Here is a 13,773-nt window from a genome sequence, read left to right on the forward strand (position 1 = left end):
GCAATCATCAGTTTATGTATAATTTTAACTTTTCTTACACTTAGTATTCCCAAGTTAAGTTCACAATCTATACAAAAAAATAAACTATTTTATAAATTTACAAAATTAGTTTTAATAATTTGAACTAGCAATAAATTCTTATATTCACATCTGTAATTAGCACCGATATCAATAAAATATTTAACTAAAATATCTCGTATTTATACATATTTTATCTAGAAAGACAAGACACGAAAAAAGCAAACCATGTAAAGATACAGGGTTTTATCTGTGGACTGAACTCTTTGTTACACCTATCACTTCAGAGTTAAGCAAAAATGCTTAATCTACGGCGTTTAATCGTAGATTAAGCATTTTTGCAATGGGTAGAGTTGAATGGCAACTAAGAAAAGCCCACAGGCTTGTGTCATCTTGTTCCCAGCCTCTAGGCTGGGAACCATTCAGAGCAAGGGCTGTATCTTTTCTTGGTGCCAAACAGCGCAGACTCTTAGCTAGTCGAAGTTGCTTTCGTTACAAATCTTCATCAAAATTCTATTCCGATATATCGCGATATATTTCGATATATCGTATATTAGAGAAAGTTGATTTGAGATTTACTTATGTTTAGACATTTTCGGTCACGTTTTGGCGCACCTGCATGGGCAGGAGTTAGCGAAGAGGATTCATTGCTTATCAGGTCGTGGTTTGGACATGGCAACCATCATGACAAGCATCATGGTAGACATCATGACAAACGCTTTGATAATGAAATGTTTGGTCGTGGTTGGGGAGATGAATACCGGACTCGTCGGGGTGACATCAAGTTCATTCTGCTGGAATTGTTATCCGAGCATCCTAGTCATGGTTACGACCTGATTAAAGAGATGGAAACTCGTTATGGTGGTTTCCGTCGCCTCAGTCCTGGCTCAGTGTATCCAACACTCCAATTGCTGGAAGAAGGTGGTTATCTCAAAAGCGCACAGGAAGGGGGCAAGCGGATTTATACGATTACGGATGAGGGTAAACAATTATTGGCAGAACGTACCCAACAAGAACCTTCAGATACTCCTTGGGATGCCTTCAAAAGTTTTGTTACAGGTAAGCCCCAAGAGTTTATCGAATTGCGGAATGCCGCCACAGAGTTAGCTGCTGCGGTGGTGCAGGTTGCTCGTAGTGGCAATATGGAGCGGATAAATCGGGTGCGCGAGCTTTTAGAACAAGTTAAACGTGAAATTTACACGATTCTGGCTGAAAAATAAGTAGAGGCTCGTAGTAAGACTCTGTGTGGCTGGAGTGGAGCCACTCAGTAGGCCTCGCGACAACACACCATAGGCAGTCACACCAATACCAAGTTCTTCCAGTACAGGAAAAATCTCGCTCTTAGCACTACGGCTAATCAGGGAGTACTCGATTTGCAAATCACTTGTTTTACTACTAGTTTAGGTTAAAAATTCTCCGCATCTTTGCATAACTATACGTTGGCTGTAGGGCGCACGATAATCTCATTCACATCAACGTCATCTGGTTGTTCGATTGCAAAGGCGATCGCTCTGGCGATCGCTTCAGCCGGAAGCGCAATCTTGCGGAATTCCTGCATACCTTTACCAGCTTCGGCGTCAGTAATGCTATCGGCCAGTTCTGACTCCGTTACGCCTGGCGAAATAACTGTAACGCGAATGTCGGTATTTTCCTGACGCAGCCCCTCCGAAATTGCCAACACCGCGAACTTAGTTGCTGAGTAAACGGCGCAGGTTGGCCACACCGCATGTCCGCCGATGGAGGACAGGTTGACGAACTGGCCAAATCCTTGGCGTTTCATCAGCGGTAGCCCAGCGGCGATGCCATTGAGTACGCCACGGATGTTCACGTCAATCATCCAGTCCCATTCATCAACCTTCAGCGCTTCTAGCTTCGAGAGGGGCATAACGCCTGCATTGTTGACGATGACATCAATGCGGCCAAATTTGCTCTGAGCAAATTCTACAAAGGCTTGGAAGTCGGCGCGATTAGTAACATCAAGGGTCTGATACTCCGCCGAGCCTCCCTCAGCGCGGATTGTAGCCACGAGGGTTTCTAGCCGCTCCGTGCGTCGTGCGCCCAGGATGACGTGGATGCCCTTACGAGCGAGTAGACGTGCTGTCGCCTCACCGATACCGCTACTTGCGCCTGTAATTAGTACGACTTTCTGTTGGTTGGTAGTCATAAAACCGGATCTCCAAGTTATTGTATTCTCTAGCACACTCTTAGATTAAGAGTGTCAAAGCTTGATGCGGTAATCTGAACCTGCGAAATTCTTGCCTAATCCTGCATTTTTCTTCATTGTTTATCATGAAAAGATAAACTGACCTCAGCGGCTAAATAGATTGCGGCTGCCCTGAATGTTAGTTTCATAAAGGATTTCAAACGACATTATGGAACAGACTGTTAGAAAGCAGCAGTCCGAGCTAGCCGCTCTGATTGCACAAAACAGTAATGGAGATGGTGTCCATCCCACAGCGATCGAGCGGTTATTCCTGATCCGTTCCTTACAACCGACTGCGCCTCTCCATGCTCTGCATGAGCCTGCCCTGTGCATCGTCGCTCAGGGCAAGAAACAGGTAATGTTGGCAGACAATCTGTATGTTTATGGTCAAGACCAATATTTGGTGGTATCCATCGATCTGCCTGTTGTCGGTCAAGTGATTGAAGCAACGCCAAGCGTTCCGTATCTGTGTCTTCGGCTCGATTTAGATATGGGAGAACTCAGCACACTGATGATGGAGGCAAAACTAGAGGCTCCAGCGAACGAACAACCGGAACCGGGCTTGTCTATTAATCCTGTTAGTCCGCAACTACTTGATGCCGCAATCCGACTTGTAAGATTGTTGGAAACGCCTCAAGATATTGCCATCCTCGCACCTTTGATTGTTCGAGAAATTCTTTACCGTTTATTATCAGGCGAACACAGTGCTACATTGCGACAGATTGCTTTAGTCGATAAACAACTCCAAGCAATTAGCAGAGCGATTAACTGGCTGAAATGGAACTACGAAAAACCATTTCGGATTGATACGATCGCTCGTGAAGCGCGCATGAGTCCCTCGTCGCTTCATCATCACTTCAAGTCAGTCACCACCATGAGTCCTTTGCAATATCAAAAACAACTTAGGCTTCAACAAGCCCGTCGTCTGATGCTGGGGCAAGGTATGGATGCGGCGACTGCTAGTCATTATGTAGGTTATGAAAGCCCCTCACAGTTCAGCCGTGAATACAGTCGCTTGTTCGGCGCACCACCGTTGCGTGATATGGCTCGGTTAAAAAGTGGAGTTTTGGGGGATGGGGGATGAGGGGGAAGGGAAGAAGGAGAGCAGGGGAGCAGGGGGGAAGTTGCAGTAAGTCTTTTCCCCTCTGCCCCTCCGCTTCTTTGCCCCATGTCCTCAAAAATTAGAAGCGATCGCACTTAAATCTGGCTCGATGAGTGAGTTTAGCAATGTCCATAACTGCAAATCAGTAAAGTCTGGAATTGCCATAAATGCACCGACTGACTGCAAAATTTGCGGATCGTGGGTGGAGGCGATGCCAATGGTGCGAATATCTGCGCCCACTGCGGAACGAATACCAGAGGGAGAGTCTTCTAAAGCGATCGCTTCTTCTGCTGTAATCCCCAATTTATTCAGGGCAACTTGGTAGGGCGTAGGATCGGGTTTACCTGCAATACAATCATCCGCTAAAACAATTGTATGGAAAGCTTCTTTTATCCCCAAAACTTCTAGCATAAATTCTGCATTTAGTCTAGGAGCATTAGTTACTAAGGCACGTTTTAACTGATGTGTTTTTGTCCATGCTAGTAGTTCAGAAAATCCACTTAGCGGTTTGAGATGTGGGGCGAGTTTGCGGAACAGCGCCTCTTTTTCGTCTGCAAATTGTTGCCCTTCTGCTGCTGATAATTGTGGCAGAATGTCTTTAACAATTTCTGGATTTAGCCTTCCACTAATTCGAGATTTATAAAATGTTTCGTCTATTTCTATGCTGTAATTTAACAGCATTTCCCGCCAAGCTCGGTAGTGTATAGGGTCAGTGTTGACAATAGTGCCGTCTAGGTCAAAGAGAATTGCAGCCAGCATGATTTTTGGGTAGAATGTAAATAATTGTTAACTTAATTTAAATAGTTTACATTGTTTTTTGTCTTTAGTGATTGTTCCTTTGTTAATACGGGGATTGGGGACTAGAGAAGAAAATTTCAAGAGTCAGAAATTAATCTGCTAAATCCTAAAATCTATACTGGATAGGGCATATAAGCGTAGACAGGTAAAACCTCTGGGCAAACTGCCGTATAATTGATAACCTTCTTCGTAAGCAAATGGTAGCCGCCACAAACTTTTTTCGCGTTGATGATTTATTAGTGCAGATTTACAACTCTGAAGTCGAAATGGCTGAGGATGTTGCCGAAATCGTGCAAAAGTATTTACAGCAAGTTCTTAATCTTCAAGATACAGCTGCTGTATTGTTAGCTACAGGTAACTCTCAACTAAAATTTCTTGATGCTTTGATTGCATTGGGTGGTGTAGATTGGTCAAGGATTATTCTGTTCCATCTAGATGAATATTTGGGAATTACTGCTGACCATTCTGCTAGTTTTCGGCGTTATATGCGAGAACGTGTAGAGAAAAAGGTTAATCCTAAGAAATTTCACTATATAGATGGTGATATATTACAACCACTGGCAGAGTGCGATCGCTACACCAAATTATTGCAAGCACAACCGATTGACTTATGCTGTCTTGGTGTTGGCGAAAATGGACATTTAGCTTTTAACGATCCATCTGTAGCAAATTTTCAAGATCCTTACAGCGTGAAGCTGGTAAAACTGGATACTGTGAACCGTCAGCAACAAGTAAATACAGGTCACTTTCCGAATTTAGAAACTGTCCCACAGTATGCTTTTACTGTCACTATCCCAACAATTTGTTCAGCTAAAAAAATTATTTGTCTTGCTCCAGAAAAACGCAAAGCGAATGTTGTAAAAGAAATGCTGCAAAGTTATATCGGTACAGACTGTCCGGCTTCTATTCTCCGTCAACAACCACAAGCGACGTTGTTTTTAGATGTTAATTCTGCTAGCGTACTAGAATTACCTTAAACTTATCCATTTCCAAGCTAATTATTGCAGCGATCGCTGGAATTGTATGAGGTAGTTTCAGTATACAGTAACGCTATAACTATCAAGCGAGATTTTATATCCAAATTCGCAAATTCTGATACACTTTGTTCTAAAAAATTGATGTTTATAGAAGTCATAAACATCTCAAAGTAATGAAATAAAAGTTTCTAAATACGCCAGTCATCAAAATTTGGTTTTATATTAAGCGACTGGCGAATTTAGCAAGCTTTGAAAGGAAGGGTATAAATCACTTAATAGATACCCTTAAGCATCCTCAAAAGTTCAAAGGTGCTAAATTCCAGCACCTGATTTTGCTTCAGCACCCATTGGCGAAACATAATCACGGAAAACAGTAATCTGCTGTTCAAAGTCTAATCCTTGAATTTTGCCAAACAAAGCTTTAGCTTCGGAAGGAAGTTGATAATCATCAGGTACAGGAATGATAGTGCCATCTTCCATGCCTTGAGATAATCGATACCAAAACAGGAGTTTTGTCGTATCACCCAAAGAGCCATACTCACGAGAAATTTGGGTATCCACTTTATTAATCAAATCACGCTGAACTTGTAATTGTTGTTCGTGAGATAATTCCTTAACTTGGTTAAATAAACCTTCAGCTATTTCTGGAGAAACAGTACTGGCTCCAGGAGCAGCTGGAGTAATTGAACCCCCCATTTCTTTATAGATAAACCAAAACAAAGCAAGTTGTTGATCTACATTTAACTGTTGCCAAGCTTGAACGTGTTCGCGAATAGTTGGATCGTTAGTTTGTGTGTATGTCATGATTAACTTCAATTGCAATTACTTATTTATTCTTAAGTAATGTTATCAAATGTACATTTGGAATTTTACCCTACTGAAGACAGATGTATGAAAATCATAAAGAAGATCGTTCAAAGCCAAAATAATGCTTGGCAAGTGCCAAATGAAAGAGTTAGCAATTAGAAGTCTGTTGCCAAATTGAATGATTGTTAAAAGGTATTTCCCTGGATGGATGTTAGCTTGATTGTAATAGTGGTTGACATCCTCACCGACCTAAAGGCGCTCTTAAGAAGGAGTAATGAGTAATAAGTAATAAGTAATGAGTAAATACCCATTTTTCATCCACTCATTACTTTAAAGCATTGCGTGCAGCACGGGGCTTCTCTACGAGACGCTTCGCGAACAGACCCAAATATGTGGTAAAGAAGCACTACTTGTTAATATTTGAAATGGCTAAATTTAGGCATCGTTTATCTCGTTCCCAGTCTCCGACTGGGAACGAGGAAAACGAGAAAATGCTTATCAAGCTAGGTTTTTAGGACTTGTGTGTACACCGTAGGCTTGCGGGGAGGGGAGAATTTGACGTAAGTCAAAGACGGGGTGGGGTTCCTTTTTGGATTTATGCAAGAAGTCTACTGTTAACTAACGACTTCAGACGCGAGTGAGAATCAAACAATTTCATTATTCAAGCCCCTGCATTCATGCATGGGTTAATTCAAAATCGTAAATCCAAAATCGAGTGACGAATCGTTAATCTCTATTTTTGTAGGTTGCGTTGGCGTAGCCCGCCGCAGGTATCGCTCTTCAGAATTCAGTTTTTAATTATCTTCTTGACTGTCTTAACTGTCTTAACTGTCTTAACTGTCATTGCATTTTTTTGAAGATAGCGAGAAAATACAAACGTGACATTCAGAAGCACAGAAAGAACCCATCTTTCCAAAGATTTATTTGTCAAGAATGCAATTATCTCAATCACTTTTATTATTTTGGAGGAGAAAAAATCATGAATTCATTCAACGAAACACAAAATTATATACTAACACAAGGCCAAGGTATTTATCTGTCTGGCAATCCCATTAAAACAGAAAATTTTTATATTAAAAAGACCCTACGCAATGGTGGAAGAATTCGTTTCAAAATTCGTTATTCTGCTGAACTACAGGGTTTCTGTCTGCTAGAAATTTTTCTAATGAGAACACAAAATGGAACACTAACTGCTGGCATGACTATCCCTAATAGTGGTTCGACAGCTAGTTTTCAAGAACAAGAGCAAGAATTTGGTATTTGGGAGCCAGAAGATTATTACTTCTTTTTCAAAATGTCTTCCAATAATGGAAAATTTTATATCGAGGATTATCAGCTTTATTGGTCAAACAATTAATTATTTTTCGTTGAAAACCTTGTTTCTAATCCTAGAGGATCGTTACGGTGAGCGTCAGAAAAAGAGTCTGTGATAGTTTTTTATCAAGCACGTTTTTGCAATGATTTATATTCAAATTCAGCAACACCTAGTTGTTTTTTAAAGTAAGCACGGTAGAGTTCACAACGCGGTAGGATGCGATCGCTTTCATAAGCGATCAAACCCAAGCTTTCGAGCTTATGAGCGTCAATGGGATTGAGAGAAATGCTTTGTTTTGCGGCTACAACTTGAACATACGCCTTTACTAAACTAGGATTTTCTTGTAAGATTGCCCAGTGTCGCCATAAATGATAGCGATAGATGCCGCCGTTAGCGATCGCATCTTGTATCAGTTCTTCTAAGGTCATTCCTTGACAGCATAGATAATATAGAGCAATCCGAATCAGTGCTGGATGTCCCCCCACGAGAGACATTAGTTGGTTAACTTCATTATTAGAAGTCCAATCTAAACCATGTCGTTGGGCTAAGTATTTTACTTGGTGGTCAGTAAATTCTGGCAGAGGGATCGGTAGTCCAATATTAAATGGAGAACGGTTGATATCCAGCGAGACATATACTTCTGTGGAGTAAACTACCACTAACCTTAGTTTTTGCAAGTTGGCATCTTGTCGTGCTTCTTCATACCAAGAGCGCAACAAACCAAAGAACTCTGGAGCAATTTCTGGATATTCAAAAAAGCGGTCAACCTCATTTAACACTAAAACTACTGGACTTTTGCATTGCTTGAGCAAATAAGATTGCAAATATAAACTGCAACTCAACTTACACCCTATTTCCTCATCCCAGTTTTCATCTAGCTTAGGGTCAATATCTAATTCTGTTGCAATTTGCTTAGCAAAGAGAACGCAAAAGTTTATTTAAGTCTGTCAGACAGCTTGAATCGATTTGGTTGCAATTCACGTTCACCGAGCGATAACTTTGCATCTTGGCAAAGGCTAACAGCCGCAGCACAAGAGAACTTTTTCCCATTTCTCTTGGTGCTCGAATCCGAATCACACAGCCTGGTTGAATTACTTCTCGATAAACAAGTTCCTCGATGGGAGGACGATCGACATAAAAGGGGGAATCTACAGGTACGGGGCCATCTGGGTATGACCAAAGATTTTCGAGTTGGTCATGGTGTTGAGTCGCAAGATAATCTAAGGGTAAAGACGGAAATAATTTTCTTTCTCCTGTGTCTAAACTCACTGAGAGGGGTTGAAAGCCTTCAGTATGATTCGGTTCACTCAGGATTCCATAGTCTTCGCTGCATAATTCTAGGTTAAAGGCGCTAAAGCACAATTTCAAGGTTTTTTGATCCACGCCTGTATTCAACGACCATAATCGGTTCAGAGTTTTGGTAGATACCTTCATGCGATCGCCTAAATCTTCTAGAGTGAAGCGATGTCCATTGTTCTCTACCTTTTCTATAGCCAGAATCGCCCCTTGTAAACGCTTCAGCCCAGCGATCGTTAGAACAAGTCCCCGCCTTCGCGTGCTCTTAGATTGCTTCATATCACTAATTATTAATCTACTTTCTTGATTTACTGTCTTAGCTATTTCTTCATTGTTTCACGTTTTAAAACAGTTATTCAACAGTTACTTACCCGTTCTTAAAATCCTAAAAAATTTGTAAAAAAATATACATATAGTGTTTGGGATAGTTAGATAAATGGGTATAAACAAACATAACTATATTGATTGTCATTTTTTCTCCCCTCTAGAAAGATGTTGGCGCTTCTGCATCAAGTATCTTTGACTACTTGTAAATAACAAATGACAAGCCTTAATAGTTGACTTTATTTCTACCAATTTACTCAGTATTACTGAAAAATCTTTTTTATCTGGTATTAATATGAATTTTGTAGTGCAGACCCATACAACAAGGAGTAAGCAATGTATACGAAGGGCTGTGATGCTGGCGTCTGTCGTAGGATGCGGGTAGGGCTGTAGGGAAAATACCGCACTGGCTTCACTTAATTTCTTCCCAAAGTTTGGTCTTTGGGCTTTTTCGATTTTAATAGCGATCAAACAGACATAAAATTATAGCACGCAGTAAGGGGTGGTACAGCTAGGTGTACCACCCCTACTAAAAACCTATGTTTAATGCAATTGATAAAACGCTACAATCTATTATCAGCAAGGATGAGGGTGTTACCCAAATATTAGAAGAGTTCGTTGGTTAGACACCAGCCTTCCTAATATTACTCATTTATTGGCGAAAAGTTATTAGTACTTACTGCCAGGTAAAGATTGCAACGCATTTAGCATCGAACTAGTTAAGGATCTTTTCGCCAGTACGGGCTGCACTGTCTCCTACATCACTAGCAGTTTTCTGAGCACCTTCTACGTATCCAGATCCAAATTGTTTAAAGGCTTCTGCTGACTCTTCTCCAATCTTTTGAAGTCGTTTACCGGGAGAACCTTCCGTTTCACGAGCTTCTTTATTCCACTCCCCGATTGTTCTCGGTCTTTGAGAATCATCTTGCTGTATCTGTTCGCGAACTCTTTCCTTTAAGCCTGTACTACTTTGCCCAGGAGCAAAATTCGTCGTCAGCACTAAAAAACCAACTATGACAATAGCCAAAAAACTTTTTATTTGAAGTCCTTTAAGCAGAGAACTGATGTGACTAATAGTCGTAGAAATCAAATTTATCATGCCAATTAACTTGTTTTTTGGAGTACCAATAAAGACTAACTATAAAAAAATAATTATCCTTCTAACAAAAGGCATATCTCAGTTATGAAAAATCTGGGATGAGACTATACCAATCATCCGCAAGCAAATCAACTAAATCAAACCATTTATAGAAGTGAAAAANNNTGTAAAGATGTAGCAATGCTAGGTCTCTACAGGGTTCTGGATAACGTATATTTAATTTCACCAGATATGTATNNNCTGCAATATTTAGTAAACTACGATTTTTTTTATATATTGCTTGATTTTGACATCACCNNNGCGGTAGAAATTGGTGTACTCGTTTTTGCTTCTACACAAAATAAGAGCAAAGCGCTCAAAATTAGTTTGTGGTTGGCTGGCTAGAGCAAAAAGTCGATAATTAGGCAAAAAAGCTAATTTTGTGTGGAAATAAGGGACTTCCAAATAAAAAAACATCCCAAATTTTCTTGTGGGATGGGTGTCCCCACCCGTCCCAGATTTAGGGCGCTCATGTTGCCAACCCCACAAAATGGATAATTTATTTCTTGGAAGTCCCTAACGCTTTGAAGACCATTGAGAACAATGGAAAATGTGAGAGAACGGTCGAGATTAGCATAAATTTCCAAAATTCATCCTAAAAAAGCATTTAAATGCTTAATAACAGCTTTTTTATAAGTCTTACTCTTTATTTATAAATCATACTTGAGATTCCTTCGGCTACCAAATGTAGCACTAAATACATTTTTAATGCTACATTTGGCTTTTAATACAGATAGAAGTAAAAAAAACATGTATCTTTGGTTATATAAATTATCAACCTTAAGAGATAGATGTTTAATGGATATTTCCTAAATAGTTACTAATAACAATCAACAGTCACACGACTTTTAGGCTAGTACACTGTGGCGGAAGTTTGCCTACTTTAGCAAGTTGCTTGAACAATTTGTCTAGTTAATTGAGATGGTAGTTGGATTTTTGCTGCGCTGTACTAGAGGCATTGTTTATCTGACTGAGTAGATTTGAAGGGTTTACAGACGAAAAACTACTCGACATTTTTCCTTAACACGAGAACTGCTTCAGGTGGAAAGCCAAAGGATGAAATACTGGATAACGAAATTAGCAGTCTGTATAGTATTACTGTCTAACTTGTTGCTATCAAATGATTATGCAGCAGCAAACCAACTTTCAAATACTTCTAATATTGATGTGCAGCAATTAAATACACTGCCAGTAGTTAAAAACGTAGCAAGTGCTGACAAGAATCTTGCTGAGATTAAAAAAGAAGATTTTTGCCGATTTAATGGGATTGTTAATCGAGTAGATAAATTAGAGGGACTCTTCACACTTTATTGTAGCGAGGATTCAGGAAAGGTTTTCTTAGAACTTAAGCCAGAGCAGCTAAATAAAGACTATCTAGCTATAGTGACATTAGAATCAGGCGTTGGGGAAAGTGGAATTTATAGTGGATTACCTCTCTCTGATTTTATCTTTTATTTTCGACGAGTAAATAATAGATTGCATTTTGTTGTGCGGAATGTAAAATTCCGTACAGATAGTATACCAGAACAGCGATCGCTTGCTCGCTCATTTAGCGATTCAGTTCTTTATTCACTCGAAATAGCCACTATCGAGCCAAAGAATAAAAATATTCTGATCGACCTGAATGGACTGCTAATGCAGGATTTTCCTGGATTAACTCCTCTATTAAAATACTCTTTACAGGCTGATTACCGCTTAGATGCACGCAAGTCATATTTTGGTGATGTTAACAGCTTCCCAGACAATATAGAGATTGATTCAATTTACGGTTTTTCATCACTAGAAGGCTCAAATTTAATCGCCGTACCCGATAGTAGGGCACTCACTCTGAAGGTACACTACAGCTTTTCTCAATTGAGAGAAAACAATGGTTATATTCCCAGACTTGCCGATGACAGAGTTGGATATTTTACTACTGCTTTCCAAGATTTCTCTAACAATAATGCTCACGAATCATTTGTACGTTACATTAATCGCTGGCATCTAGAACCATCCAATCCTGACGCCCCTTTATCACCACCCAAAAAACCAATTGTGTATTGGATTGAAAATGCTGTACCACTAGAATACCGCGATGCGATTCGTGAAGGCGTTTTGATGTGGAACAAAGCATTTGAGAAAGCCGGATTTCAAAATGCCATTGAAGTGCAGCAAATGCCAGATGATGCTAATTGGAAACCAGCAGATGTACATTACAACACTATTCGCTGGTTCAATTCTTTAGATGCAGGTTTTGCCAAAGGACCGATGCGCGTCAACCCATTCACCGGGGAAATATTGGATGCAGATATCATTGTGGATGCCAATATGGTGCGTTTAGTTCAGCAAGAATATCACGCACTGATGGAGGCAAATTCATGTCAAGAAAATACGAAAGGACGTGAAGACGCGGGGAAATTCCTGGATAAATTTGCCTCCTCTTCCTCTGCTCACTTTTTCTCCTCAGAGTCGTGCTATGGTATAGAATCTTCAAATCAAGCAGCTATGGGGGCGCTGGCGTTGTCAATGTTGCCAGACACTACACCTAGTAGTGAAACGATTAAGGAGTATGTGCATCAATATTTGCGTTCTCTCATCGCTCACGAAGTCGGGCACACTCTGGGTTTGCGCCATAATTTTCATGGCAGCACCATGTTAGCGCCAGAAGAATTAAATAATACTGAAATCACTCACACCAAAGGTTTAGTAGGTTCGGTGATGGACTATGTACCTGTGAACATAGCGCCACAGGGAGTACAGCAAGGTGACTATTTCCCAGGAGTTATTGGGCCTTATGACAAATGGGCAATTGAGTATGGTTATAAAAAATGTCCATCAACAGTCCTTGAGGTAACTATTCCAGAATCAGAAAAAAGTTTTTTAGACCAGATTGCATTAGCATCGCCTCAACCAGAATTATCTTACGCAAGCGATGAAGATATCTGGGACATCAATCCTTTAGCAAATGTCTGGGATATGAGTAGTGATGTGCTACTTTATTCGCAGTGGCAAATGGATAATGCTCGTTTTATGTGGCAGCGTCTTGATAAGGGTTATCTATCGAAAGGAGAAAGCTATAGTAACCTGCGCCTTAAGTTTAATAAAGTACTTAAATATTATTTTCGGAACGCCACTTTGCTTGCTAAATACATTGGTGGACAATCTTTTCGGCGTCTCCATACCAGTAATGATGCTGCTTGGACATTTGTACCAGTTTCACTTTTAAAACAACGTCAAGCATTGACAAAGTTGCAAGAGTATGTATTTGCAGATAATGCTTTCAGCTTTTCACCACAATTGCTCAATCAACTAGCACCATCGCGTTGGGAACACTGGGGCAATTCTGCACCTAATAACCGCCTTGATTATCCAATTCACGATCGCATTTTGAGTTTTCAAAGTATGATATTGCGATCGCTATTAGACAGCGATCGCCTAAATCGGTTACAAGATATAGAATTAAAAACTCTGCCTGGAGAAGCGCTTTCTATGCCAGAACTGTTCGACACCCTGCAAACAGGCATCTGGACAGAAGTTTTCGCCCCCGGAGAACCAAAGCCAATTTCGAGCATCCGGCGTTCATTGCAACGGGAACATCTGAATATTTTGTTACAGATGATGTTGGGTACTACTAATACACCTGAAGATGGTCGGACATTGGCTTGGTATAAATTGCGCCAACTCCAAAAAGCCATTGATGCCAGACTTAAACAACTTGGCGAAAGCCTTGATGTTTACACCTTAGCTCACTTAGAAGCTTCTGGCGATCGCATTGCTAAAGCATTAAACGCACAGTTACTTTCTAAATAGTCATTT

At 40.4% G+C, this 13,773-nt stretch carries 10 protein-coding genes and 1 pseudogene; 5 read left to right on the plus strand and 6 right to left on the minus strand.

The genetic code is table 11. The features are described 5' to 3' along the window. Positions 1-599: 599 nt before the first annotated feature. Entirely contained in the window at positions 600-1,238 is a 639-nt protein-coding gene (locus QUD05_RS23360; RefSeq protein ID WP_289798185.1) for a PadR family transcriptional regulator, read from the plus strand. Here QUD05_RS23360 and QUD05_RS23365 read toward each other — a convergent pair. Then, positions 1,191-1,397: an aldo/keto reductase gene (locus QUD05_RS23365; protein WP_289798186.1), complete on the minus strand. Its 207-nt coding sequence runs from the start codon at positions 1,395-1,397 to the stop codon at positions 1,191-1,193. The two genes, QUD05_RS23360 and QUD05_RS23365, sit on opposite strands and share 48 nt — an antisense overlap. Before the next feature lie 53 nt (positions 1,398-1,450). Continuing rightward, on the minus strand, positions 1,451-2,182 hold the full coding sequence (locus tag QUD05_RS23370) for an SDR family oxidoreductase (protein ID WP_289798187.1): 732 nt from the start codon (positions 2,180-2,182) through the stop codon (positions 1,451-1,453). Between the two features lie 208 nt (positions 2,183-2,390). On the opposite strand from QUD05_RS23370, the gene QUD05_RS23375 reads away from it, so the two are divergent. Continuing rightward, on the plus strand, positions 2,391-3,305 hold the full coding sequence (locus QUD05_RS23375) for an AraC family transcriptional regulator (RefSeq protein WP_289798188.1): 915 nt from the start codon (positions 2,391-2,393) through the stop codon (positions 3,303-3,305). 90 nt (positions 3,306-3,395) lie between these two features. On the opposite strand, the gene QUD05_RS23380 is transcribed toward QUD05_RS23375, so the two are convergent. After that, positions 3,396-4,082, minus strand: coding sequence for an HAD family hydrolase (locus tag QUD05_RS23380; protein WP_289798189.1), 687 nt, complete (start codon positions 4,080-4,082; stop codon positions 3,396-3,398). A gap of 236 nt (positions 4,083-4,318) precedes the next feature. Here QUD05_RS23380 and QUD05_RS23385 point away from each other — a divergent pair, with 236 nt between their 5' ends. Continuing rightward, entirely contained in the window at positions 4,319-5,098 is a 780-nt protein-coding gene (locus QUD05_RS23385; RefSeq protein WP_289798190.1) for a glucosamine-6-phosphate deaminase, read from the plus strand. Positions 5,099-5,410: 312 nt separating this feature from the next. Here the strand turns inward: QUD05_RS23385 and QUD05_RS23390 are convergent, their stop codons facing one another. After that, positions 5,411-5,902, minus strand: coding sequence for an orange carotenoid protein N-terminal domain-containing protein (locus QUD05_RS23390; RefSeq protein WP_289798191.1), 492 nt, complete (start codon positions 5,900-5,902; stop codon positions 5,411-5,413). Between the two features lie 982 nt (positions 5,903-6,884). Here QUD05_RS23390 and QUD05_RS23395 point away from each other — a divergent pair. After that, complete coding sequence (locus tag QUD05_RS23395) at positions 6,885-7,262, plus strand: hypothetical protein (RefSeq protein WP_289798192.1); 378 nt, start codon at positions 6,885-6,887, stop codon at positions 7,260-7,262. A gap of 83 nt (positions 7,263-7,345) precedes the next feature. Here QUD05_RS23395 and QUD05_RS34500 read toward each other — a convergent pair. Both QUD05_RS34500 and QUD05_RS23405 read right to left on the minus strand, forming a co-directional pair. Continuing rightward, positions 7,346-8,795 (minus strand): annotated as a pseudogene (locus QUD05_RS34500) (AAA-like domain-containing protein). Positions 8,796-9,555: 760 nt separating this feature from the next. Next, entirely contained in the window at positions 9,556-9,939 is a 384-nt protein-coding gene (locus QUD05_RS23405) for a hypothetical protein (protein ID WP_289798193.1), read from the minus strand. 1,095 nt (positions 9,940-11,034) lie between these two features. Between QUD05_RS23405 and QUD05_RS23410 the strand changes: the two genes are divergently transcribed. Next, positions 11,035-13,767: a zinc-dependent metalloprotease gene (locus QUD05_RS23410; RefSeq protein ID WP_289798194.1), complete on the plus strand. Its 2,733-nt coding sequence runs from the start codon at positions 11,035-11,037 to the stop codon at positions 13,765-13,767. Positions 13,768-13,773: the final 6 nt, after the last annotated feature.

Source organism: Nostoc sp. GT001, from assembly GCF_030382115.1.
In the GTDB taxonomy this organism is placed as follows: Bacteria; Cyanobacteriota; Cyanobacteriia; order Cyanobacteriales; family Nostocaceae; genus Nostoc.